Origin of the sequence: Lacihabitans soyangensis (assembly GCF_024343775.1) — a bacterium.
GTDB classification, from domain to species: domain Bacteria; phylum Bacteroidota; class Bacteroidia; order Cytophagales; family Spirosomataceae; genus Leadbetterella; species Leadbetterella soyangensis.
Genome location: NZ_RJUF01000003.1, coordinates 132342 through 157961, shown reverse-complemented (window position 1 = coordinate 157961; position 25620 = coordinate 132342). Strand labels below are relative to the sequence as shown.

Here is a 25620-nt window from a genome sequence, read left to right as displayed (position 1 = left end):
TTTCAATGAAAATCAAATACCTTATTTTATTTGCTTTAGCATTCTTTATGGTCAATACCTCCACTGCCCAATCCAAGAAAAAACTTATTAAAACGCTTATTGTAGACGGTCAGAATAACCATACACACTGGCCAAAGATTACCTACATGATGAAGAAGTACTTGGAGGAAACCGGTCTTTTTAAGGTCGATGTGCAACGCAGTGCCTATACTTGGGGAGAAGCCGATGGCCAAATCAATGATTTTGCTATAGCTGGTGTGCCTCAAACAACAGCCGAGAAAAAGCCAAAAGCCGACCCTAATTTCTCACCTGACTTTAAGAAATACGACCTGGTAATTGTCAACTTTGGCTGGAATGCCGCCCCTTGGCCGGATGCCACCAACCAAGCCTTTGACAATTTTGTGAAAAAAGGCGGTGGAGTAGTAATTATCCACGCAGCAGATAATTCGTTTCCGACTTGGCCAGCTTATAACCAAATGATTGGTTTGGGTGGCTGGGGCGACCGCACCGAAAAAGATGGCCCGTATGTCTATTTTGACGATGCCGGCAAATTGGTTAGAGACAACTCGCCTGGAAAAGCTGGCTCACATGGACCACAGCACGAATACACCATAGAAGTCAGAGACGCCGAGCATCCGATAACCAAAGGTATGCCTATGAAATGGCTCCACGCCAAAGACGAACTATATGACCGTCTGCGAGGCCCGGCCGAAAACATGAAGGTTTTGGCCACGGCATATTCATCAAAAGAAAACAGAGGAACCGCACGCCACGAACCTATGCTCATGACCATAGACTACGGCAAAGGGCGGATTTTCCATACACCAATGGGCCATATTGATTACTCTGTGGAGTGCGTAGGGTTTATCACTACCCTACTCCGAGGCTCACAATGGGCGGCTACTGGAAAAGTGACCATTCCGATTCCCTCAGATTTTCCGACTGTGGATAAAACGAGTTCACGGGCGTTTGTGAAGTGAGGTTAAATTCAAATTATCTGAAAAAATGGACTTTGACGATGATGACGACGACTTCGAAAGTGACGAAGAGTTTGAAAGAAAAAGGGCAGAGGAACGTAAAAGGGTAGCAAATTTGCCCATTACAAAGAAAGGTAATGAGATTTTTGAGACCATAAGTAGCCTCGTTGCAACTATAGACTCAGAAAAGGACAAATTTCGCTACCAAGAAACCCTTTTTGAAGATATTGCTATCATAAATGCCAAAATAAGAGGTGCAGAGGCTGGTGATCTTTACACACTCCGAATGGAAAATGCGGTACTCATTAAAGTTCATGCTAGAAGTATTATTACCATTACGTCTGGACTTAAAATGATGAACCTTGGCTATGAAGAACACCTCAATCTTTTGCGTGAGGAGATGGAGGAATTCAGAATTCTTTTTGTCGATTGGGTAAACAGTTTCGACAAATCCAACGATATTCCTGACGATTGGGGCCTGTTTTATAGTTAGTATTGTTAGTGATTGGCCATGGGTTTAATCCTTATTTAAACCAGCAAATTTTCGAACCAACTCATCAGATACCTTTTTGTGCCCATGAGTGTTTAAATGATCGTCTAAATAAAAATAATCGCTTGGTTTCAATGTCTCTCCGAGATTTAAAAAATGAACTCTTTCACTGCCCTTGAAATGATCTTGAAAAGTATTTATGACATTCTTCGGCGTATTAAAACCTCCAATATAAGTTATTAAAATATCACCATTGTACATTTTTCTGATATTTTCCACGAAGTAAATGAATTCAGGGGCATAATTTGGAAACTCTTCTTCGAATGAACTGTTCCTTATTTTTTCTTTCTTCAATGATGGAATCAGACTTTCGTTTACAAAGATCATAAAAGCCGATTTTATGTACTTAAATAAATAATACTTTTTAAGTTTACTATTCGACAATACAGAACCATTATAATCTTCTTCCTTTTTAATACCTAGTGTTTGGTTTTTTATAAAATATTGATTTTCTGGAGGGTCCGTTTCATTAAACTGAATGACAACCAATTTCAGAGAGTCCATTTGCAACCTTTTAAACATCAAATATTCTCTTGCAGTACCATAAGAAGAAACTCCCGCATTTAGTGATTTTAGACCTGAAGCTTTTTGGAACAATTCCACAAAAGTATTCTCTTGGTCTACACCCCACCCCATCGTATAGGAATCTCCTAAAAAAATAGCCTTGGGAGAAGCCAAATCATTTTCTTTATCTCTAAGTCCAACTGAATTAATCTCTAACTGAATGTCAAATTCATGGTGATTAAAAGACGATCTACCTGGTTTTAAAGTATAAAGTAGTTCTTTGTCAAATCTCGAACATTCTTTTTCAAACTGTATCAAAGGTCTGACGGAAAGGCTAACTCTTTGAAAGTGATAAAGTAATTTTGTGTTTCTTATTTTGTCAAAGAAAAAGACAGGTCCGAAGTTTAATGAGAACAAATAAGCGATTTCTAACAAAAGAAAAAAAGAAAGTAGTAACCACCATTTTTGCCTTAATAGTTTTGAAAAAAAAATGGAAAACAGTATGAAAGAAAGAGAAATTAAATAATTATTGAAATATTGCGATAAAAAATAGTTTATTCGTGGTCTGCTCGGCCAGAAAAACAGGTCCTGTCTAAAAATTGCTAGGCTAAAAAGTAAAATCGAAATTAAAAGACCAATTGTGTTTAATTGATTTTTAGTCATCTTTATAGTAAGAAAATTTTGGGTCTTATTACTTTGTATTTGGGAAAATTTCAGTCAAATTGAATTGCTTATTTAAATTTTCTGGTTCAAAAAGAATTTAGGCTACGATGCATAAAATATTGTATATTCGTCCTAATTATTCTTTTGTAATTGTCAAAACCATAAGCGTTTAACCGAGATTAAGCCTGAAAAACCCGAAATTTAGGGAAAGAATTTATTCAACCAAATTTTGAATGTAGAAATTCATAAATTCTAATACTTTTAACACAAATTTAAAAACCCAAAGCCTTTGGAAAACAAACTCTTACGTATAAACTCTGTGAGACTCAAAAACGCATAGCGAATAAAAGAAATCTCTGCGTGACACTGTGTCGAATTATTAAACAAAGAGAACATAGTTTTTAACCGCAAAGGCGGAAAGACGCGAGGAAATGAGCGAAGCGAAAAACTCTGTGAGACTCAAAAACGCAAAGCGAATTCAAGAAATCTCTGCGTGACACTGTGTCGAATTATTAAACAGAGAGAACATAGTTTGTAACCGCAAAGGCGGGAAGACGCTAGGAATTAAACAAAGCTAAAAACTTTGTGAGACTCAAAAACGCAATCTGAGTAAAAAAAAACGCCGTGTGACTCTGTGTAAAAAAACAAATACAATCATGAAAAATAGAAGAGATTTTCTAAAAACATTGGGGCTTTCGGGTGCCGTATTTTTGTCTGGTGAAGCTTTTTCTGCAGACAGCTTTGTGGCTTCAAGAAGTAAGGTGAAACTCCGCTTCATCGTGGCATCTGATGGTCATTATGGTCAGCCCAAAACGGAGTTTGATACCATGCACGATACCCTGATTGGCCACGTAAATAAGTTTGCCGAAAAAGAAAAAGTTGATTTTTGTGTCATCAACGGCGACCTTTTTCACGACGACCCCAGCCTGTTGCCACAAGTAAAACAAAAGCTAGACCAACTCAAAACGCCTTATTACGTAACCCGAGGTAACCACGACAGGGTGTCGGACAACCTTTGGGAAGAAGTATGGAAAATGCCTGTAAATCATAGTTTTACCACAAAAAATCACGCAGTAATATTGGGAAATACCTCTAACATCAAAGGCGAATATTTGATGCCTGATCTCAATTGGATGAGAAGCGAACTCGAAAAGGCCAAAGCACAAAAAAACACCTTTATTTTTCTACACGTTCCGCAGGTTCCTTGGGTGGAACATTGCATCGATAGCCCCGATTTGATAAAACTTTTCGGTGAATACAAGAATATCAAAGCCGTTTTTCATGGGCATATCCATTCACTTGACGGTCTAAAAATGCATAATGGCCTCCCCTACCTTTTTGATGCCCACTTTGGCGGCAACTGGGGCACCGAATACCGCGGTTTCAGGGTGGTAGAAGTCATGAAAGACAATAGTATCTTGACTTATATGATGAATCCAACTGTTAGAATTTTGGAGGAGAAGATATCGGTTTAGGGTGTTTCCTGTAAGGCGGTCAGACCCATAGGTCGGACCTGAGACGGGTTTTGTTATTAGATAAACTCTATTCATTTATCTTGAAACAGAATATTCCAATTACCGCAATTTGACTAAAGTCAAACAAGTTCTGACTTTTCACCATCCACTGGCTAAAGCCAGTGGTAATTAAAATCTCGCAGCGTTAAAATTAGATCGATTTATTTTTGAATTCCCACCAGCTTTAGCTGGTGTTTGTTTATTATATCTACTTTGGGCTTTAGCCAAATTCTTAAATTCAAGCTTCACCCCCACTTCTTCACCAAACCATCCAAAAGCTTGTTGGTTACTGGATTGATAATCATTCTAGCTGGGTCTGCCTCAAACCAGGCAATTGTTTCTTTGATACCTTCGGCGTAAGGAATGGTGGCCACGTAATCGGGTACTAAGCGTTTGATTTTAGTGTTGTCAAATATCGCACAATGCGATTTGTCGCCCCATAGTCCACCTTCTTCAGACTCAAAGCCATTTTCGTTAGCGTATTCTATGATTTTTTTAGAAGGCACGTGCACAATATCAGCCTTAGCTCCTGCTGCCTCAGCCAGTTGGGTGTAGATTTGGTTCCAAGTGAGTACTTCGTCGGAGGTGATATGATATGCCTCTCCTATAGCCGCTGGTCTGCCCATCATACCTAAAAATGCTTTTGCAAAATCACGTGCGTGGGTAACTGTCCAAAGTGATGTGCCATCGCCTTGCACCACCACAGGCTGGCCTTTTCGCATACGATCGACGGCGTTGAACTCCATCCACCCACCCAAAGACAGCGGAAAGACCGAATAGTAAGTATGTGAAGGCCTGATGATGGTCATTGGAAAATTCTGCTCTCTGAAAGCTTTTACGAGCAAATCTTCACACGCTATTTTGTCTCTGGAGTATTGCCAATGCGGGTTTTTGAGTGGAGTAGACTCGGTGATAATATAATTGGTCGGCGGTTTTTCGTAGCACGATGCCGAGCTGATGAATACATACTGCCGAGTTTTGTTTTTGAAAAGATCGATATCTCGCTGCACCTGCTCAGGTGTATAAGCTATCCAGTTTACCACCACATCCCACTCGTGGGTTCTTAATACTTTCTCGGTTTCGGCTAAGTTCTCAATATCGGCAACCAAGTTCTTAACTCCCTCTATCGGCGTTCTATTGCCACGATTAAGATGATACAAATCTATGCCTCGTGCAATGGCCATTTCGCTTACGGGAGTGCTGATGTTGCCTGTACCGCCTATAAATAATACTTTCATTTTTTTAAGGAGATTCTATATTCTGTAAACTACTTTTTCAACAAACTATATCCATAAACGATCATAAACTTCTGATGTAGAGAATTATAATCTGGGTACAGACGCAAAATATTCGAGTTTGTAACATATCTAAATTCAAAGCAAGATTTACCAACTTCGTAACCCACTCCAACAGTAAGGTTGGTTCCTCCCGAGAAGATAAATCCATTTCCTTCATTTCTATTGAAACTCGGGTATATTTTTGTTCCAAAATCAAACAATCCCTTGTAAACCAAACTCCGTTTCTTATCTAGAAATGATTTACCTTTAATGCCCAAAGGAACAGTCAAAAACTTATATTCAATATCCTGGATAGCCACTTGACCTTGTGGTTTCCTTGTAGGGCTTATGTATATATTCGGTTCTGCAATTACACTCCAAGAGTTATTGAAAAAAGGCAAGGTAAAACCAAGCTCTAAACCAATCCGATAGTCAAACTGATTTTCATATTTAACTTGGGACCTTCCAAGATTTAAAGTCATATCAGAGTAGGACAGTCCTGGTAGTACTTTAAGCTCAAACCTATCTCTCTTTTCCTTTCGGACAAACTCTTTATAGTCGTTGTTATTAAAGAATTTAAAAATATCCATAATTGCCTGCTCAGAATAATTCATATTAAGTATTCTAAGACTCTGATCCTCTCCAACTAAATTTATCAATTGGGACTTAAAAGCTAAATTATAAGCTGTTTTTGATTCGGTAACAATAAATTTCTTATAAATAAGCTGCTCTAAATTTTGGGAATTATTAGAAAAAAAGAGTCTACGAAAACCAATTCCATTAAACGAATACAACGACCCTTTGATACCCTCAAGCAATACTTTTAAAAACACTTCTCGCTCTTCCCAAAGGGGCTCCTTGTCAGAGGTTAGTTTCCCAATATCATCAGAAGAAACATCAATTTTAACTGTCCTACTTAAATATTTGCTGTTTTCATAAATTTCGAATTCTTGAATATCCTTTGGATAGATTAATTTTATTTCTTCGTTATCCTCCAATCGGGTTTCAATAACCTTCGGGTTCTTTAACCAATCTTCGTCTTTTATCAAACATTGTACTTTCTGGCCTGTTTTATCGAGATAATAACCTTTTTTAAAAACCGTTTGTGAGTAGGTGGTTAAAAAAAATTGTACTAATAAAAATGTGAGTAGGCTTGTTTTGTTTGCGGAATAAAACATAATTTAAATTTTTGTGGTTATAAAATAAAAGGTGATTTAATATTCAGGAACGAGTTGCTTGGTTCTAAATAATTGTTAAAGTAATTATATTTTGAAAAAATAAACAAATAGAAAATTACACAATTCATTAAACTCACAACTCCCTCAGCTCCACTTTCCTAAATTCAACCTCCGAACCTTCGGCTTGTAAGGCTATTTGACCCTTACTCGCTGTTGCAAAACCTTCGTTTACAAGGTCGCCATTTACCCAAACGGTTATTTTATTTCCATCGCACCTTACTTTCATGGTATTCCACTCCCCTACCGGTTTTTCTGAATTATCCGTGAGGTTTTTCACTCGGCGTTCTTTGCCTTCGGTTACGCCCCAATCCTCCTTTTTGCCTCGGCGAGATTCCATATTTGGCGTGACAACGTCTTCACCAATACACCAAAAATCGCCTGCATTGGTGTGCATAAGCTGGCATTCAATGGATTTTGGAAACATTTTGTAAAGTATTCGTGGCGTAGAACAAAACACCAAAACGCCACAGTTGCCTGGTTTTCCAGCGAAACGGTACTGGACTTCGAGCTCAAAGTTCTCATAGACTTTGTCTGTGATGATGTGGCCCTGTGGATCCGCCAAGCTCACCAATTTACCCTCTCGGACGATAAATGGGTTCTTACCATTGGGGTTTTCGTCAAGTTTGGGCACATCTATGTGCCAGCCGGTGAAATCTTTCCCATTAAATAGGCTAATCGCTGGTTTTTGGGCAGTTACGGAGAATCCCAGGCACCACAAAATAAGCAAGAATGCTTTGTTTAAACTCATAATTTTATTTTGGTCGAATTTTGATTTTAAAAGTACTAAATCTCTCGCAAGAATTCTGTTATAAATTGAGGGTTTTGGCAAAATCAAGATTAGATTTCTATAAATTTGCTATGTCAAAGCCAGAATGGCTTACCGTACCTTTTGCAGGATAAATGTTTAAACTTGTTTTTACTTTTTTGGCCATAAATATTTCTCTTTTGGCCACAGCCCAAAAACCAAACCTTGATAGCCTTTTGGCCATTCCAGAAAAAAGTTTCACCAACGACTCCGTAAAGACAAAGCATTACATCAAAATTTTTGTGGCGTACAACAAAATTCCCAACTTTAATAAAGTAGCAGAATATGGCCAGAAAGCATTAGACGCCTCAAAAAACCTAAAAAACACCAATATTTACCTTAATGTTTACGAACGCCTAGGGATGTGTTACCATGGGAATTCTAGGTTTCTGGAAGCCGAAAAAATATATCTAAAAGGTATAGAGCAAGCTCTCGAAAGAAAAAACAGATCTAAAGAAGCCAATTTTTATCTAAACTTAAGTGCTTTATATTCAACAATTTCAGACTATCCAAAAGCACTTGGAGCCACCGAAAAAGCAATGGAGCTGTATAAACAAGAAGGTCTTAAAGACGACCTATACTCTTGCTACATGAATATCGGCAATATTTATCTGTACCTCAGTCAACCTTTAAAGGCCATCGAATACATCAAAAAGGCCAATCAAGCTTTTGTACTTTCGGAAAATGGAATAAACTACGGCGTATATTCGGCCAACTTAAATCTAGCCGAGGCGTACATGAAATGCCATTCTGAAGAATTAAAACAGCTCAATATCTCTAAAAACCAACAGTCAGGCCTAGCTTTTAAATATCTTAACGAAGCACTAAAAGTGGCTAAAGCTATGAAAGATGAGGGGCTAAACGGAACGGTTTACATGCAAAAAGCCGAACTTTATGACCAGATTAATGACGAAAAGAATGCCCTGATAAACTATAATTTAGCCCTAGAAATAGCTGAAAAAAGAAATATTGACGAAAACCTGAGCGACTTGTATCTTTCACTAGGGCTGCATCACCTGAAAAACCAAAATTACGCTGAAAGCAAAACGTTTCTGACCAAAAGCCTCACTCTTTCGAAAAAAACGAAACTTCTTGAAAACCAAAAAGAGGCCCTCGAAAAACTGAACGTAGTAGAAGAACGATTGGGGAATTATCAAGCAGCCCTTGAAAGACACCGTGAGTTTTTGCTTGTAAAAGATCAAATTATAGACCAAGAAAAAGAAAAGGAAATTACCCGAAAACAGCTAAAACTTGACTTTGAAATCAAAGAGGAAGAATATAAAAGCAAGCAGGAATTTGATAAAAAGATCCAATGGATTCTCGGAATATCTGCTTCAGTTTTACTGGTGCTTGCGATTTTAGTTTATCGTAACCAACAGAAAACCAAGAAATTAAACGATATAATCTCTAAACAAAAAATTGAATTAGAACAACTCGGAATGGTGAAAGACAAGATGTTTAGCCTAGTGAGCCACGACATGCGTACGCCTGTGAATGCCCTCATTTCGTTTATCACTTTGCTCGAAAACCACCAAATCTCTCAAGAAAAACTAAGCCTCTATGCCGCCGAGTTGAAGAATCAGCTGACCTCCACCACTAGTCTCATGGAAAACATGCTCAGCTGGGCTGCTAGCCAAATGCAGGGCTACAAACCCATACTCCGGCAACAAAACCTTTTTCAGGCAATAAATGTGGTAATTGAAAACATCAAAAATCAAGCAGAGTTGAAAGGTATAGAGATAAATAACCAGATTTCGGAAACCTCCACGGCTCTGGTAGATACCGATATGCTGAGCTTAATTGTGAGGAATCTGTTGGCCAACGCCATAAAATTTAGCCCTAAAAATGGAAAGATAGAAGTTACAGCTTTAGAAGAAAACAATGCAATAAAAGTCGCCATAAAAGACAACGGAAAAGGAATACCGCTCGAAAAACTTCAACAAATAAACGACCCAAAGAATCAACTCATTGAAAGTAGCACGGGTACTCAAAACGAAAAAGGTACCGGCATGGGGCTAATGCTTTCCAAGACTTTTGCCAAACTGATAAAAGGTCAACTGACTGCACAAAGTGCTGAAAATGAAGGTAGTATGTTTACGCTTGAATTACAAAAAGGATAAATATTAACCAAACCTTTTCAATGTTTTTGTGTCCACCTGGGTTTCCATAAACTCGGCCTTATAACTGGCACTAAAGGGTACCGACTGATTATTGGAGAGGTTTATTTCGGTAGGGAGAATCGCCAAGATATGCTTAAGGTTTACGATAAATTGTTTGTGTACTCTTCTGAAATTGTCTTGAGGTAGTTGACCAATGATGTTCTTAAGGCTCACCAAAACCACATATACTTTGTTGTTTAGGGTATAAATTTTCGAAAAATCGCCCATGCTTTCTATGTGGGAAACTTCATCATAAACCACCTTTATGTAAGAATGATTGTCTTTAACATAAAAAAAAGTGTCCGTTTCTGGTTTTATAGCTTCAATTCTCGGGTCTTCATTTTGCTTTTTTTTGAGTTCTAGGTACTCAATGGCCTTGTTGGCTGCCTTAAAAACCCGCTCAAAACTTGCAGGCTTAACAATAAAGTCTATAACGTCAAGGTTATAACTCTCCACGGCATAGTCGGCATAACTGGTTACAAACACAAAAACTGGGGCTTTCTTTAGAGCCTTCACTAGGCCTATTCCCGAAAGATCGGGCATGTCAATATCCGAAAAAACGATGTCAATATCCTGATTTTGAATCACCTCCATTGCATCTAGCCCATCAGCACATTCGGCTACGACATTTAGGTTTTTGATTTTTGAAACATGTAAGGCCATCAAATCCCGCTCTATGAGGCTGTCATCGACAATTACACAATTGTACATTCAACTTGGTTAATTCCTTTCCGTAAAATTAGGTATAATCTACAAACGGTCTTCCTAATATTTTGTTAATCTACAAATGGCGGTATGAAATCTACTTTTCCATAGCATTCCTCAAATTTATTTTCGCCTGAAATATCTTCACGCCAAATTGTACTGTTGTTAATTCTTTGAACGTCTCTAAAGATTAAGAGCGATGGATTCAAAACCCAAGAAGTAAAAAGTTATTGCCATGAATTTTAAAGTAGAGCGGTATAAAAGCCCTCTACTTTATTTAAAAAACATGTATCAAGTACAAAACCTATGAACCTAAAATACATTTTTGTTGGTTGCCAAAAGAATGTTCGATCAACCGACGTAGTTTACGTGCAAGCCAAAGCCAACTATTCGATTGTAAAAATGAAAGATGGACGGGAATTTTTGGTGGCCACTACCCTCAAAAGAATGGAAGAAAAGCTCGAAGGCTGTGGCTTCATAAGACCTCACAAATCGTTCTTGATTAATACTGAATACATCTTAAAGTACGAATCTGGGGTTCTTTCACTCACAAATGGTCTTTCTTGCGGATGTTCTCGTAGAAAAAGACAAGAAATAGACCTGATGTTTGGCTCTTCAAAACGATTGTATATCAAAAAAACTTTGGTGTAAATAGCTATAAATTATGACCGGCTAATGTCGCATACATTTCTCAACAAAACCAAGCTTACTTCACAAAAACCAAGTTCAATTTAATAGGTACCTCCTCTGCAATTAAATCATTTTTTAGAGAGGATAGAAAATCTGGTGCTTTGTAACTTACTCCCCACCAAGACCTAAAAAGCGTAGCTTCAGCACCAGCTTTCGTGCCAGTTGGGCTTGCCAGTATTTTCGCTGAAAAGGATATTAGTTTCTGTACGCCCTTAATCGTCAAATTGCCTTGTACATTATAATTGTTCGGCACAACGGTTTTATCTATTTGGGTTGCCACAAAATACGCTTTCGGAAATCTTTTGACAGCAAAAAAATCTTCTGATTTCAAGTGCTCAGCCAGTCCGTCATTATCAGGCCTTGCACCTTCTGTCCGAATTGTATTCATGTCTATTTCGAAGCTTGCGGCGGTTATTTTTCCTGTCTTATCCACCGTCATACTTCCATTAGAAAATCGAATAGTCCCGTCATGACTGTCGTTTCCGAGCCACATTTTTCCTTTCCAATGCACACTGCTTTCAGCGATATTCAAAACCAATTTCTGTTGTGAAATAGCTGGTAAACAGGCCACTAGAAGTAGTATTAGAATGTTTTTCATAGTCAATAAACCAATATTTCGTTGTGAGGGAGTGCAAATGTATTATCGGTGGTCATGATAATTATCGAGTCGCCTTTCTTACACTTTGCGAGGACTTTCTCCGCTTCTATTTTCTTGAGTGTTTTAGTTGAAAAAAGAATAATCGTTCCGGTATTTGCGTCTTTAATCGCAACTCCGAACTCAAGTTTTTCTGTAATCTCGGCCTTCTTCTCCCCTTTACTCACATCACCCAAGTTCACTGCACCGGCCGAAATCCACCCAACGGCATCTTTAGAAATTTTTGCCTTGGCAGAGGCCGAATATTCGTCCACAATCATCTGGTCGTTAAGAAATACGGCCGAACAACTTGAAAAAGTGTCTTGCCCATAAGACTCTGCTAATAGAGCAAGCATAAAAACCACTATCATTTTTTTCATACCTCTTATTTGTTTGTTTTATTTGAAATACTTAACATCCGACCAACATTCCAGCTGGCACATTCTCAACTGTATCGCCCTTCATTCTGTATAATCCACCCGAAAAACCCAACCAAAGGTTACCCCTTTTGTCTTGCCCGATACTCTGAACATGGTTTTTTGTAAGACCTTTGTTTTCCTTAAATGTTTTAAAGCTTTTTCCGTCGTATCGAATCGCTCCTCCGCCACCAGTTCCAAACCATATTTGATGCTTTTTGTCTTCATAAATAGTCCAGACATCGTTGCTACTCAGGCCATTTTTTGTGCTAAAATTTGTGAATTTTTTGCCGTCAAATCTGCTAACGCCTGATCCTTGTGTCCCTATCCAAACCAAGCCCTTGTCGTCTTCAAAAACGCTTCTAATATTGTTGGAACCAAGGCCGTCTTTCTGTGTAAAGCTATAAAATGTTTTACCATCAAACTTCTTCAGGCCTCCCCCATCTGTACCAAACCAAATATTTCCCTTGCGGTCTTCTATCATACTCCAAGCCACAGACTGGTTGAACCTCGAAATACCCGGTTTCTCCAATTTCGGCAGATCAATTTTATGAAATTTGCGTCCGTCAAACTTATTTACACCGGCCAAAGTCCCTATCCAAACATTACCTTTTCTGTCCAACAGAATACTCCACAATTGATTATCAGACAGTCCATTTTTTGTAGTGTAATTGGTAAACTTTTTCCCGTTGTATCGGCTAAGTCCTTCATCCGTCGCCAGCCATATATTTCCCTTTTTGTCTTCCGTTATTCCATTTATTTGATTCCCCGCCAAGCCATCTTTTTTGGTAAAATACTGCATTTTCGAACCATCGTACCTACAAACGCCATCACCATTGGTGCCAAACCACAACACGCCCTTTTTGTCCTCATAAATCTCTCTGATGTATTCACTGACTTGCTTTTTTTGAGAGTTATCAAAACAAGAATTTTTGAGTGTATTTAATGTAAAGAATCCTGGTGTTTGGCTTTTTGGGAACCTTTCGTTCGATTTTTGTCCAAAAGCTACAAAACTTATCATTATCAATAAAATGGTTTTTAAATACATCATTTCTCCACTTTTTTTTAAATACTTTTCAAAACATGTTTATTTCACACGGCCTCCTAAGAACTACCCAAAACTATTCCCAATGACCCCAAAAAATGTAAATAGAATGTAAATAATTGCAAAACGAACGCAAAAGATAAGTAAGATGAGCTTTTTTTGAAATATCTTGCAACACAATGCAAAGCAAAATACTTCTATTTCTTTTATTGTTTTTGGGGTTTTCATGCAGCCGAACACAGGATGATGAAAAACACCGAATAGTACTTTTTCGTACTATTGGGCATCAACTATTGTTAGCCTCGGGCGATTCCACGTCTCGCATCATGCCTATTCAGAAAACCGCAAATGGCATTTATCAGATTAGGTTCGAAAATAGTTTTGAGATAATGCCGGATAGTTTGGCCAATATTACCATAAAAACCCTTCAAAATAGCAATCCCCAGAACCAGTATCGTGTGAGTGTGTTTACCTGCCAAAAAACTGAAATGGTATATGGCTTTGAGTGGAGTCCTAAAAGTACGGAAGAGGTAACCTGCTTGGGTCGAGGATTACCCGAGAACTGTTATATTGTAGAAATAGAAGTGCTCCAATCAGGCATTAATCCCAACATGCTTTGGGGAGCTTTTGTAGCTCTCTTGGTTCTATTACTTTTTTATGTCGTATTCTTTAGAAAAAACAAAAAAGATGAAACCATTTCTACCGAAAATGCAGGTGATTTTCAGAAACTTGGGGCATTTAATTATTTCCAACAGACGGGTGTTCTGGTCCTAGAATTTCAAAAAATTGAACTCTCAGAAAAAGAAAACAAGCTGCTGAATCTTCTTCTTGAAAAACCCAATGAAACCGTTGCTAGAGAGCATCTTCTTAAAGAAATTTGGGAAAATGAGGGCGTATTTGTTATCAGCCGAAACTTAGATGTATTGGTATCAAAACTCCGTAAAAAACTTGCTGGAGATCCTTCCGTCAAAATCACCAACAGCCATGGGAAGGGGTATAAGCTGGAGGTTTAATAGTTAATAACCAAACACTTGAAAAGCAAAGTGCTTGGCTATTAGATTGATAAAAGTACTTCACATCGCCTTTTTAGATTCTACCCACCATTCATCTTGCTCCCAGTAATTGTCCCAGCCGAGGTGTACATATTTTTCATTGATTTGAATATCTCTTTCACCATAGCTGAAGTCTGCTAGGATATCATTGGCAAACATAAAAATATCTCTACCAAATACAAATGGCTTGGCATTAGGCTTTCCGTATTGTTGCCAAGTTCCTGCCGAAGCAAATCCAGCCCCTTTGGAGCCAATGGAAGGTGAGTAAAACCACAGAAACTTATCGCTTTTGGCCATATTGGCAAACTCCACTCTGAAATCACCATTAAAAACACCCGCATGACCAAGCTTTTTGTCTTCTTCCAAAATCAACCGCCCAACTAAGCTGTATATCCCTGTTAACGAATCCCCATTGTATTTCCATTCAGCCAAGTTTATTTTAGGATCAGTAAAGCTTCTTGCTTTTTCAAGCACTATTTTTCCTTTAAAGGGAGCTATATTTTCTTTGAATTTGCTTTTCCCTTCGATGTTATAAACCAAATGGTTGACACTGTCACGTTTTACGCTAGCAAAATAGAACTGAATACGATAATGATCCTCTCCAAAAAAGCCATCAAAGCGATTATCAAACGCCCCGAGCGAATCATAATTACAAAACATCCGAGATAGATCGCTCGTATCTAGCAACTTATGAATGTCTATGTCTGCAAATTTCACCAAAGTATCTTTGGAGCCGGTGCTGAGGGTATCCACAGCCTCTTTGTGGGTTTGTAATACCATTTTCTTCTTATCGGCACATGATAGTTGGGTTAAAAAAATAGCAATTACAGCAATCAATAACAGTTTAGTTTTCATTTTAGGGGGTTTATTAATTTTACGAAATATCTGTCTATTTTAGTTAATATTAAAATTTCTGCCAGAAAAAAATTGCCCACCCAGCTTAACCAAACCACAGTGAGGTAGGTTTCTATGGGTTTTGTACCAAAATATTGATACATGATATAACTCTCTGTACGTAAACTAAATGCCGCAAAGGTTACTGCCAAACTTCTGATCATGTAACGGACATGTTCGGAAATGTTTCCTTCTCTGATAAACATAAACGCCTTGAAAGTCAAAAACCACCACACCAAACATTGCAAAGCAAACCCGACTTGTGCCGATAACCCCCCGTTGGCAAATCGAGCAAGAATAAGACCTGAAGGGGCAGCCAACGCAAGAATTCCGAAAACATAAATTTTGCCCAGATTTCTATGCCATTTCGGATATTTCAGAATCAAGGTTGGCCAAAACTGTGGAATACCCGCCAGCCAAACCACCAATGCAGAACTGATGTGCAAGTAAAAGCCAATTCTAAAAATAAGCTTAGAAGTAACTGCAAATGTCTTAGTACCCAGAAAACCTTTACGCGGGACGAAGTCGAAATAGGGTAGGGTGTTGGAAGCCATTACGGCCGCAAAGGCTAGTCCCACCAAGCCGAATAAGCACAAATGCAAATTAAATCTTTTAAATATCAAACGTCTATCACAATAGTTTTCTAACGTAAATCTATCACCATAAAGCCAAAAAGACTATCGAAAATCACAATTTTAATCCTCCACGAACACATTAAAAAAAATTTAATCTTGATTTAATTTCCATTTAAGTTGGGCTTTTCTCCTTTGTGGCAGGTTCTGAATGGGCCTTTTTGATGGAATTTCTTTTTAACTAAACATTTCTAATTATGAAAAATCTAAAAAAACTAATCGCCACCGTTGTCACTTTGTCTGTTTTCAGCATCTCGTGTGAATCCGAATTATTTGGCCCAAAAAACGACATCAACAATACTGATTCTGCCAAAGGTAGCCTCAGCTTGAGCATCACTGACGCACCAATAGACCAAGGCGATGTATCTGCTGTTTTCGTGACTATCACAGAGATAAAAGTAGACGGAAAAACATTTTCGGGCTTTAAGGGGCCAAAAACGGTTAATCTTTTGGCACTACAAAATGGCAATACGCTCGAGTTAGGCAAAGGTGATGCGGCCGTAGATTCGTATAGTACGCTCACATTGGTGATTGACGCTACCAAAGACGAGGCTCAAAATGCTCCTGGGTGTTATATAACCAAAACAAACGGTACAAAACAAGCCCTTGAAATATCCGGAAATGGTGCCACAGAAATTGACCTCAAACCAAAAAACTTCACCATAAATGAAAACGCAAACACCGAAATCGTAATGGATTTTGATTTAAGAAAGTCCATTAAATCCAAAAATAATGGATTTGCCTTTGTTACACTTGGTGAACTAAAATCTGCCGTAAGGGCTGAAAACAAAGCGGCCACTGGAACATTAAAGGGCAAAATTGAAAATTATTCCATCGCAAAGTCTGATGTTGTGGTGTATGTTTACAAAAAGGGAACTTTTAACAGCAGTAAGGAAATAAATGGCCAAGGCTCAAGCGATTTAAAGTTTGCCAATGCCATTACAAGTACCAAAACTGATGGTGCGGGTAACTTTACTTTAGCCTATTTGCCTGCTGGTGAGTATGAAGTCTACTGTGACAAACCTGATAAAAATGCTTTAGGCTTGGGTTTAAATACACTGCTTAATATCAAGAGTAATGTAGACCTAAAAAGTGTTGGTGTAAACGCTGGGGCTCAAACCAACCTTTCACTTAGTATTTCTTTAGGCGGCATTCTGAATTAACCTCCGTTTTTTCCACACAACCGCATAGCTTTTTTCAGATTAATAGATTCAAAAGAGAGGGCAATTATGAGCCCTCTCTTTCTATTTTATCCTCGAAAAACCCGCAGGTTTCATAAATACAGATTCCACTTTTTCTACAATTTTGCCAGACTCCTCAGAAGCATCTCGTACTTTTATCCAATTTGGGTCAGCTCTGAAACCGTCCCATGATTTTTTTGCGGCATCTGCATCTTTGTGAGCAAGAAAATAGAGTAGGGTAGCCTGACCACCATCTTTTTCAATAGTCTCAAAATACATAACGTTTTCCATTCCATGCTTTTCAAAAAGCTTTCTCGTATGATCTCTGAAACGTGCTACAATGTTTGGATACCTTCCGGGCAAACAATAGTAGGTTCTCATTTCAAACAAACGCTCTGGATTGGCTTGTTGAAATTTAATTTTCTTGGTGAGTTCAGGGTGTAGAGTCATAAACTTAGACTCTACTTTGGCCACAATTTTACCGCTTTCTTCTGACTTTTTAGCCACTTCTTTCCATTCTGGGTCTGCTCCAAATGCCTTCCAAGATGCATCTCTTGCCTCTTTGCTTGGGTAGCCCAACACATAATAAAGCACATTATTGTCTGCCGTTGTTGGTGTCCAATATCCTATGTTTTCCATACCATGTTTTTCAAAAAGTTTGGTGGTATGGTCTGTAAATCTGGTTATTAAGTTAGGTAGTTTACCGGGATGGCAATAATACACCCTAAGTTCATAATATTTAGAAGGCTTTTTCTTGGCGAAACTCAAAACAGAAATGGTCATAGCCATCAGCAGTAAAATTGTTTTTTTCATTTTGGTCGAATTGTTTTTTTATCAAATGTAAATCAAAGTTTGTATTTACCCAAACACATTACCCGTTTGTGATGCATATGTTTGTGTCGCCAATGTTTGTGTCCTCATAAACATTTCGGCCCATGTTTATGTCCACCTAGTCCAAGTTTGTCTTTGCACAAACTTCTCAATCCCCAATCGCCCGTGTTTGTGTCCTCGCAAACATTTCGGCCCATGTTTATGTCCATCTAGTCCAAGTATGTCTTTGCACAAACTTCTCAATCGCCAATGTTTGTGTCCTCACAAACATCCCCACCAAACATCTCATCTTACATTATCAACTATCCTCAATTATTTTCTTCGAATAAAATAAATATCTTGCATAAAAAATTATTTTTTTGACCAAAAACATCCGTGAAACCTTTTGTATTCTTTGCGTCAAATTGTGAATTGCTCAAACCAATATTATCTTAAAAAATGAAAAATTTCGACATAAAAAACTTTCAAATTTCTGGCAACGATAAATATAAACCCACAAGCCATCCAACAAAAATCAAAGATTTTTACGAGGATAAGGCTGACTATGAGGAGATTCTGAAAAAACTGCAAACCGAAATGGACGAGTTGCAAAGCATCATGTATGCCCACTCCAAATATGGTGTTTTAGCTGTTTTTCAGGCGATGGATGCTGCCGGAAAAGATGGCACCATGAAGGCTGTTTTTCAGGGAGTTCACCCATTGGGACTGAGTTTTTATTCTTTCAAAAGACCTTCAGAAACCGAACTTAACCATGATTATATGTGGCGGTGCTTTAAAGAACTGCCAGAAAGAGGTAAGATGCAGGTCTTCAATCGTTCCTACTATGAGGAAGTTTTGGTGGTGAAAGTACACCCCGAAATACTAGAAAATTACCAGAAAATACCTGATGAATTAAAAGGAAAGGGTGTTTGGGAAAAAAGATACCAAGACATTAAAAACTTCGAGGATTACCTGGCCAACAATGGTATAGTGGTTTTAAAGTTTTTCTTAAATGTATCCAAAGAGGAGCAAGGTAACCGCCTGATAGAGAGGATAGAAGACATCACAAAAAATTGGAAATTTGAAGAAGGAGATATCAAAGAGCGGGGCTTTTGGGACGATTACCAAAAAGCATACGAAGAAATGATAAACACCACAGCTACCAAACAAAATCCATGGTATGTGATACCCGCCGACGACAAAAAAAACATGCGTTTAATTGTCGCTAAAATAATTGTAGAAAGGCTTAAAGAACTAAAAATGAGCTATCCAGAACCTGATGAAGCTAGGAAACAAACGCTTTTAGGTTTGATTGATACCATCAAACAGCAGAATCAAGGGTAAAACAATTTTCCTAAATTGTTAAAACCAGTAAAGTCATTGACATTGGTGATACCTAGAACGCAAAAAACAAACATTTGTTCCGTAAATTCAACCAAAAAATGAAAAGAAAACAGTTCATCAAAACCCTCGGGTTAAGTTCTTTGGCATTGTCAACGAAGGCCCATTTTGAGTCTTTACCAGCATTTCAAGGTTTAAAAATCGGTTTGGCGTCTTACACTTTACGCAAATATTCTGTGGACCAAGTCATAGAAATTATGAAAAGCCTAGCCATAAAAGATGTATGCCTCAAGAGTTTTCATTTACCTTATGATGCCTCACCTCAGGAATTAAAAGCCACAGCTGAAAAATTCAAATCTAACGGCTTAAATGTATACGCTGGGGGAGTTATTTACATGAAAACCAACGAAGAAGTAGAAAAATACTTCAAATATGCACAAAACGCTGGCTTGAAAATGATAGTTGGGGCACCTGAACACCATTTGTTGACCAAAGTAGAAGAAATGGTTAAAGCCACCGATGTAAAAATAGCCATTCATAACCATGGACCAGAAGATAAAATCTTTCCATCGCCAGCTAGCGTGTATGAAAAAATCAAAAACCTCGACGCTCGAATCGGCCTTTGCATAGACACGGGGCATACTTTTAGGCTAAATCAAGACCCAGCGGCGGAATTTCGTAAATTTAGAGACAGACTCTTCGATATTCACTTGAAAGACCTCAATTCCCAAAAACCTGAGGCCGAAAATGTGGAAATTGGAAGGGGAGTCATGAACATTTCTTTATACTTACAAGTTCTCAAAGAACTCAAATACGAGGGAATTATAGGAGTAGAATACGAAAAAGATGCCGAAAATGCCGCTTACGGCCTCACGGAGTCCGTGGGTTATCTTCGTGGAATACTCCGAATGTCTTGATATTTTGAAATGAAATTTCCTGCAAAATCATCTTTCTTAGTATCTTTGCTATGGTTTTCAAGTATGGCCAAAACATTAGCGGCCAAAAAGAGTGCTTTTCAATAAAATAATTTAATCTCGATAAGGGTATTTATAGATTATTATAATGCATTTATCAAAAGAAACAGGCTGCTTTTGAACTCAGAGGATTTCCTAAAAATATACTCCGAAGATAGTTTTGTACAAAACATCGTTTTGTCGCAAAAAACGCATTCAAAAATTCACCTAGAAGGTACTTCAGGAAGTCTGGATGCTATTTTGGTTGCTGCAACCTATCAGAGTAATCCTCAATCGAGCTTGATTGTACTACCAGACAAAGAAGATGCCTTATATTTCTTCAATGATTTGCAGAATATTTTTGGTTTCGAAAGTCCAAAAATTGCGTATTTCCCGGCATCTTTCAAAAGACCTTATGAATATGAGGAAATAGAAAACGCTAATGTTATCCAGCGAGCCGAGCTGCTCAATCGCCTCAATAATTCTGTTGATCCATTGCTTATCGTGAGTTATGCTGAAGCCCTTTCCGAAAAAGTGGTAAGCAAAAAAACACTGGTAGCCAACACATTACGTGTAAAAGTAGGTGATACACTTGACCTCAATTTCGTTACGGAGCTTTTGGTTTCTTACGATTTCGAAAAAACAGATTTCGTTTATGAACCTGGTCAGTTTGCCATTAGAGGTGGTATTTTCGATGTCTATTCTTACGCAGCAGACACACCTTTCAGAATAGAGCTTTTTGGCGATGAAATAGAGAGCATAAGGATATTCGATACCGAAACACAGCTTTCGAACAAAAACATGGATGCCATTAGTATTGTGCCCAACATCCATGAGAAACTTCGTTTCGAGGAGACCGTTCCCGTGTTCAGTTTTATTCCTGAAAAAACTACGCTTTGGATAAAAGACTTTGCTTTTACGCAGGATAGAGTAGAGGACAACCTCCGTCGGATAACCGAAATTTATGATTCCAAAATGGCAAGTGGGGGAGACATCAATCTTTTGTTTAAACCTGACCATTCTTTTCTTGCTAAAAAAGAATTTACTGATTTCCTCAAAATTTATCCTACCGTAGAATTTGGCAGAAAAAGCTTCCTTAAAGAATCACATAAAATTAGCTACTCATCAAAGCCACAACCATCTTTCAATAAGGACTTTACAATATTAATAAATGACATCGCCGAAAATCAAGCCAATGGATTTTCATGTTATATAAGTTCTGATTCGCTCAAACAGCTCAATAGACTAGAAACCATTTTCACAGAAATCAACCCGACGATTCGGTTTCTTTCGGTTTATGCCAATTTCAGAGAAGGTTTCATAGACCTCCAGAATAAAATACTTGTTTACACCGACCATCAGATATTTGAAAGGCTGAACAGATACAAGGTAAAAGACCGTTTTTCAAAGTCCAAAGCCCTAACCATAAAGGAATTAAAAACCTTACAAACAGGTGATTATGTGACGCACGTAGACTATGGCATTGGTCGCTTTGCGGGCATGGAAACCATCGATGTAGGTGGCAAAAAACAAGAGGCCATCAGGTTGGTCTACAAAGACAACGACCTGCTGTATATCAACATCCACAGTTTGCACAAAATAGCCAAATACTCAGGCAAAGAAGGAAATGCTCCAAACATGAGTAAGTTGGGTTCGGGCGATTGGGAAAACAAAAAATCGAAGGCAAAACGTCAAGTAAAAGACATTGCCAAAGAGTTAATAGCTCTTTATGCCAAACGGCGAGAAGTTCATGGTTTCGCTTTTTCACCGGACAATTACCTGCAGATTGAGCTAGAATCTTCATTTATGTATGAGGATACGCCCGACCAAGCCTCTGCTACCGCAAAAGTCAAGGAGGATATGGAAAAACCGTATCCAATGGACAGATTGGTCTGTGGTGATGTTGGATTTGGAAAAACTGAGGTAGCTATTCGTGCGGCTTTCAAGGCCGTAAACGACTCCAAGCAGGTGGCGATATTGGTTCCAACCACCATTTTGGCCATGCAACACCACAGAACTTTTTCTGAAAGACTTGCCAAAATGCCTGTTAACGTCGATTATTTGAATAGATTCAAGTCAGCAGCCGACAACACCAAAACTCTGAAGGGGCTGAAGGAAGGCAAAGTGGATATAGTAATAGGCACGCACAAATTGCTCAACAAAAATATAGAGTTCAAAAACTTGGGGCTATTAATTATCGATGAAGAACAAAAGTTTGGTGTTAAATCAAAAGATAGAATAAAGGAATTGAAACTAAACGTAGATGTTTTGACACTTACAGCTACGCCAATTCCTCGTACACTGCATTTCTCCCTTATGGGTGCTCGCGATTTGTCAGTAATAGCCACTCCGCCTGCCAACCGCCAACCCGTAACCACTCAGGTTGAGGTTTTCAAGGAAGAAATCATCCGTGACGCCATCAGTTATGAGCTCAACAGGGGCGGCCAAGTGTTTTTTGTGCACAATAGAGTTGGAGATATTGAGTCCATAGCCAATATCATTTATCGCTTAGTTCCAGAGGCCAAAATAGGCATTGCCCATGGCCAAATGGAAGGCGACAAACTCGAAAAAGTAATGATGCGGTTTATTGAAAACGAGATAAATATCTTGATTTCCACCAATATCATTGAGTCGGGACTTGACATTCCAAACGCCAATACCATCATTATCAATCAAGCCCACATGTTTGGTCTTTCTGACTTGCATCAAATGCGGGGTAGGGTAGGGCGATCAAACAAAAAAGCCTACTGTTTTCTTTTGGGTCCACCGAGTTCTGGGCTCACCAAAGATGCCAGAAAACGCCTTCAAACCTTAGAGGAATTCACGGATTTGGGGGATGGATTTAAGGTTGCCATGCGAGATTTAGACATTCGCGGAGCTGGAAATCTACTTGGTGCGGAGCAAAGCGGGTTTGTGAATGACCTAGGATATGATATGTATCACAAGATATTGGACGAGGCCGTTGCAGAATTAAAAGAAAACGAATTCAAAAGTTTATTTGCAGGCGAGCTTTCACAAAAAACCTTTAAGGTAGAAGATTGTCAGATAGAAACCGACCTCCAAATATTAATCCCTGACCATTACATTGTTAACATGTCTGAAAGACTCTCGGTCTATAATGCCATAGATGATCTCAAAACTGAGGACGAACTCAACAAATTATCTGTTTCATTGATTGATAGATTTGGAAAATTACCGCAAGAAGTAGAAGAATTATTCAAGATCGTAAAAGTGCGTTGGAAGGCCGAATACATAGGTTTTGAAAAAATAACACTTAAAAATAATATCCTTAAAGGGTATTTCGTTTCAGAAAAGCACCAAGATTATTATCAAACGGATAAGTTTGGCAAAATTCTTGATTACATAAAATTGCATCCTAAAGAGTGCAGTTTAAAGCAAATCAAAGACAAATTGATATTTTCAGCAGAAAACACCGTTAATATCAACAAAATCAATGATTTATTCGAAAAAATTGTGGCTTTCATTGATGCCAAAAAATGACTTAATAATATATTTTAAACTATTTTTGTGTTTTAATTCGCAGAAAACAAAATAAAAAAAGAATGAAGAGACTTATTTTCAGTGTGACAATGCTTACACTTTCTCTTTTTGTAGCTACCTCATGTAGCAAAGGTAAAAAAGCAACTAGTCTAAATCCAGGTAAAAAGAGTAGAACCACTGGAGCAGCCTATGCTAAAAAAGGAAAAGAAGGGTTTCAAGTAGCTTCTTTTGCTGGACAACCTGCTGGTCCTAACATGGTTTTTATCGAGGGGGGACGTTTTACCATGGGTACACTTGAAGAGGATGTTACCTACACCCGCGATAACATTGAGCGTACGGTTACCGTAGCATCTTTTTACATGGATGAAACCGAAATAGCCAACATTGACTATCTCGAATACATTTATTCTATCGGTCAAGACTCAACTCGTGAGTTTGTACAAGCTGCCTTGCCAGATACTACTGTATGGGCAAACGAGATGTCATTCAACGACCAATACGTAGATCAATATCTTCGTTACCCTGGTTTCAGAAACTTTCCAGTTGTGGGAGTATCATGGATTCAGGCCAATGACTATTGCAAATGGCGTTCTGCTGTTGTGAATGCAGGCCTGTCAGCCAAATATGGCGACGGTTCTAAGAAAAAGGGCGGTCTTCCGTTTGGTAAGAAAAAGAAAGGGGCTGCTGCAGAAGTTGCTGCCGCACCAAAAGTAACGGGTAGGGTGCCTATAGAAACAGGTATTAACATTCCTGACTTTAGACTACCTACTGAGGCTGAATGGGACTATGCCGCAAAAAGTATGATTGGAACGCAATACATCGACGAGAACCAGTCAAATCAGAGAATTTATCCTTGGGATGGCTCGGCCATGCGTAAAGCTAAAGGTAAAAACAAAGGAAATATGATGGCCAACTTCAAAAGAGGCCGTGGTGACTACGCTGGTATAGCTGGAAAACAAAACGATAAGGCAATCATTACTGAAGAGGTTTATTCTTTTGCTCCTAACGATTTTGGTTTGTACAATATGGCCGGAAATGTGAACGAGTGGGTATATGACCTTTACAGACAAGGTTCTTACCAAGACTTTAACGACTTGAACCCAATCCGTAGAAGCGACTTCCAAGACGAAGCCAAGCTTTACGACAAAGAAAACTTTAACTCCTTGATAGACAACAAACAAAGAGTTTACAAAGGTGGTTCTTGGAACGATATCGCTTACTGGTTGTCTCCAGGTACAAGAAGATCATTGGATCAGGACTCTTCAACAGCCACTATAGGATTCAGATGTGCAATGATTTCAGTAGGGCCTAAAGGAAAGAAATCTTTGTAAGAATTTAGTCTCGAATAAATACTTAATCGCCTCGGTTTTTCAGTAAGCCGAGGCGATTGTTATTATATACAATTCCACGCAGCCAGCTCCTAGGAGTGCATTTCCAGCTTCTTCTAAAGTTGATCCTGTAGTAAGCACATCGTCCACTAGAGCTATTCTTTTTCCTTTAATATTGTCTGGTTTTTCAACTACAAAAACTCCTTCAATATTCTTAAACCTTTTAAACCTGCTCCCAGTCTTGGTCTGAGAAATCGTAAATGTCTGACGTATCATTGAAGTGTCGTCATAAGGCGTTTTTAAGACCTCTGAGAGGCCTTTCGCAAAAGCATCGGCCTGATTGTAGCCCCTAAGCTTTTGCTTGTCTGTGTGGAGCGGAATTCCCACTATCAAATCTATTTTTTCAGCAAAATCCACACTGTTTAAATCATTTGCATACATTTTTCCAATATATTCTGCCAATTCTGGCTTATTTTTGTATTTAAGTGCATGAAGAATGTTCTGAACTTTTCCTTTTTTAGAAAATTTCAAAAAAGAATACACCTGTTTCACGTTTAATTTTCCCCAAAACTTTCGCTCTAAAAGCTCAATTGGGTGCAAATGAGAATTTGTCTTAGGAATCGAGAACAGACATTCTATGCACAAATGGTTCTCTGGACCAAGTAAATTTTTTTCACAACTCACACAGACCCGAGGATAAACAAAATCCAAAAGTAAGTTGAGGTATCTTTTAAATGTGGTTTTCATAATT

23 protein-coding genes are annotated in these 25620 nt (G+C 38.4%); 11 read left to right on the top strand and 12 right to left on the bottom strand.

Annotated elements, in window-relative coordinates; translation table 11 throughout:
- The first annotated feature begins 5 nt into the window (after positions 1–5).
- Both EGI31_RS02710 and EGI31_RS02705 read left to right on the top strand, forming a co-directional pair.
- Positions 6–980, top strand: a complete 975-nt coding sequence (locus tag EGI31_RS02710) for a ThuA domain-containing protein (protein ID WP_255035599.1) — start codon at positions 6–8, stop codon at positions 978–980.
- 25 nt (positions 981–1005) lie between these two features.
- On the top strand, positions 1006–1470 hold the full coding sequence (locus EGI31_RS02705; RefSeq protein ID WP_255035598.1) for a hypothetical protein: 465 nt from the start codon (positions 1006–1008) through the stop codon (positions 1468–1470).
- A gap of 24 nt (positions 1471–1494) precedes the next feature.
- Here the strand turns inward: EGI31_RS02705 and EGI31_RS02700 are convergent, their stop codons facing one another.
- Positions 1495–2466 carry an SGNH/GDSL hydrolase family protein gene (locus EGI31_RS02700; RefSeq protein ID WP_255035597.1) on the bottom strand — a complete coding sequence of 324 codons (972 nt, stop codon included), beginning with the start codon at positions 2464–2466 and terminating at the stop codon, positions 1495–1497.
- 884 nt (positions 2467–3350) lie between these two features.
- Here EGI31_RS02700 and EGI31_RS02695 point away from each other — a divergent pair.
- A complete protein-coding gene (locus EGI31_RS02695) occupies positions 3351–4169 on the top strand; it encodes a metallophosphoesterase family protein (protein WP_255035596.1) in 819 nt (272 codons plus the stop codon).
- A 284-nt stretch (positions 4170–4453) separates the two neighbouring features.
- On the opposite strand, the gene EGI31_RS02690 is transcribed toward EGI31_RS02695, so the two are convergent.
- From EGI31_RS02690 to EGI31_RS02680, 3 genes are all read right to left on the bottom strand, one after another.
- Entirely contained in the window at positions 4454–5446 is a 993-nt protein-coding gene (locus tag EGI31_RS02690; RefSeq protein WP_255035595.1) for an SDR family oxidoreductase, read from the bottom strand.
- 29 nt (positions 5447–5475) lie between these two features.
- Positions 5476–6663, bottom strand: coding sequence for a hypothetical protein (locus EGI31_RS02685; RefSeq protein ID WP_255035594.1), 1188 nt, complete (start codon positions 6661–6663; stop codon positions 5476–5478).
- A gap of 133 nt (positions 6664–6796) precedes the next feature.
- Positions 6797–7471 (bottom strand): 3-keto-disaccharide hydrolase, encoded by a 675-nt coding sequence (locus EGI31_RS02680; protein WP_255035593.1) that lies wholly within the window; start codon positions 7469–7471, stop codon positions 6797–6799.
- 152 nt (positions 7472–7623) lie between these two features.
- Between EGI31_RS02680 and EGI31_RS02675 the strand changes: the two genes are divergently transcribed.
- Positions 7624–9648: a tetratricopeptide repeat-containing sensor histidine kinase gene (locus tag EGI31_RS02675; RefSeq protein WP_255035592.1), complete on the top strand. Its 2025-nt coding sequence runs from the start codon at positions 7624–7626 to the stop codon at positions 9646–9648.
- A gap of 3 nt (positions 9649–9651) precedes the next feature.
- Here EGI31_RS02675 and EGI31_RS02670 read toward each other — a convergent pair whose 3' ends face one another.
- Positions 9652–10398, bottom strand: coding sequence for a LytR/AlgR family response regulator transcription factor (locus tag EGI31_RS02670; RefSeq protein WP_255035591.1), 747 nt, complete (start codon positions 10396–10398; stop codon positions 9652–9654).
- A gap of 300 nt (positions 10399–10698) precedes the next feature.
- Here EGI31_RS02670 and EGI31_RS02665 point away from each other — a divergent pair, with 300 nt between their 5' ends.
- On the top strand, positions 10699–11043 hold the full coding sequence (locus tag EGI31_RS02665; RefSeq protein ID WP_255035590.1) for a LytR/AlgR family response regulator transcription factor: 345 nt from the start codon (positions 10699–10701) through the stop codon (positions 11041–11043).
- 55 nt (positions 11044–11098) lie between these two features.
- Here EGI31_RS02665 and EGI31_RS02660 read toward each other — a convergent pair whose 3' ends face one another.
- The 3 genes from EGI31_RS02660 to EGI31_RS02650 are packed head-to-tail and all read right to left on the bottom strand — an operon-like array spanning position 11099 to position 13183.
- Positions 11099–11680, bottom strand: a complete 582-nt coding sequence (locus EGI31_RS02660; RefSeq protein WP_255035589.1) for a YceI family protein — start codon at positions 11678–11680, stop codon at positions 11099–11101.
- Between the two features lie 2 nt (positions 11681–11682).
- Positions 11683–12096 (bottom strand): hypothetical protein, encoded by a 414-nt coding sequence (locus EGI31_RS02655; RefSeq protein ID WP_255035588.1) that lies wholly within the window; start codon positions 12094–12096, stop codon positions 11683–11685.
- A gap of 31 nt (positions 12097–12127) precedes the next feature.
- Positions 12128–13183: a ligand-binding sensor domain-containing protein gene (locus EGI31_RS02650; RefSeq protein ID WP_255035587.1), complete on the bottom strand. Its 1056-nt coding sequence runs from the start codon at positions 13181–13183 to the stop codon at positions 12128–12130.
- A 173-nt stretch (positions 13184–13356) separates the two neighbouring features.
- Here EGI31_RS02650 and EGI31_RS02645 point away from each other — a divergent pair, with 173 nt between their 5' ends.
- The gene (locus tag EGI31_RS02645; protein ID WP_255035586.1) at positions 13357–14190 is read left to right on the top strand and encodes a winged helix-turn-helix domain-containing protein; all 834 of its coding nucleotides are present in this window, start codon (positions 13357–13359) and stop codon (positions 14188–14190) included.
- Positions 14191–14250: 60 nt separating this feature from the next.
- On the opposite strand, the gene EGI31_RS02640 is transcribed toward EGI31_RS02645, so the two are convergent.
- Both EGI31_RS02640 and EGI31_RS02635 read right to left on the bottom strand, forming a co-directional pair.
- On the bottom strand, positions 14251–15084 hold the full coding sequence (locus EGI31_RS02640; protein WP_255035585.1) for a hypothetical protein: 834 nt from the start codon (positions 15082–15084) through the stop codon (positions 14251–14253).
- Positions 15081–15725, bottom strand: a complete 645-nt coding sequence (locus EGI31_RS02635) for a DUF2306 domain-containing protein (protein ID WP_255035584.1) — start codon at positions 15723–15725, stop codon at positions 15081–15083. Before EGI31_RS02635 ends, EGI31_RS02640 begins: the two co-directional genes overlap by 4 nt.
- A gap of 227 nt (positions 15726–15952) precedes the next feature.
- On the opposite strand from EGI31_RS02635, the gene EGI31_RS02630 reads away from it, so the two are divergent.
- Positions 15953–16918, top strand: a complete 966-nt coding sequence (locus EGI31_RS02630; RefSeq protein ID WP_255035583.1) for a DUF4382 domain-containing protein — start codon at positions 15953–15955, stop codon at positions 16916–16918.
- A gap of 81 nt (positions 16919–16999) precedes the next feature.
- On the opposite strand, the gene EGI31_RS02625 is transcribed toward EGI31_RS02630, so the two are convergent.
- A complete protein-coding gene (locus EGI31_RS02625) occupies positions 17000–17749 on the bottom strand; it encodes an NIPSNAP family protein (RefSeq protein WP_255035582.1) in 750 nt (249 codons plus the stop codon).
- A 456-nt stretch (positions 17750–18205) separates the two neighbouring features.
- Between EGI31_RS02625 and EGI31_RS02620 the strand changes: the two genes are divergently transcribed.
- The 4 genes from EGI31_RS02620 to gldJ all read left to right on the top strand — a co-directional run bounded on the left by EGI31_RS02620 (position 18206) and on the right by gldJ (position 24872).
- On the top strand, positions 18206–19090 hold the full coding sequence (locus EGI31_RS02620; protein ID WP_255035581.1) for a PPK2 family polyphosphate kinase: 885 nt from the start codon (positions 18206–18208) through the stop codon (positions 19088–19090).
- 98 nt (positions 19091–19188) lie between these two features.
- Positions 19189–20004 (top strand): sugar phosphate isomerase/epimerase family protein, encoded by an 816-nt coding sequence (locus EGI31_RS02615; protein ID WP_255035580.1) that lies wholly within the window; start codon positions 19189–19191, stop codon positions 20002–20004.
- A gap of 174 nt (positions 20005–20178) precedes the next feature.
- Entirely contained in the window at positions 20179–23541 is a 3363-nt protein-coding gene (gene mfd / locus EGI31_RS02610) for a transcription-repair coupling factor (protein ID WP_255035579.1), read from the top strand.
- A gap of 62 nt (positions 23542–23603) precedes the next feature.
- Complete coding sequence (gene gldJ, locus EGI31_RS02605) at positions 23604–24872, top strand: gliding motility lipoprotein GldJ (RefSeq protein ID WP_255035578.1); 1269 nt, start codon at positions 23604–23606, stop codon at positions 24870–24872.
- A 39-nt stretch (positions 24873–24911) separates the two neighbouring features.
- Here the strand turns inward: gldJ and EGI31_RS02600 are convergent, their stop codons facing one another.
- Complete coding sequence (locus EGI31_RS02600) at positions 24912–25616, bottom strand: ComF family protein (RefSeq protein ID WP_255035577.1); 705 nt, start codon at positions 25614–25616, stop codon at positions 24912–24914.
- Positions 25617–25620: the final 4 nt, after the last annotated feature.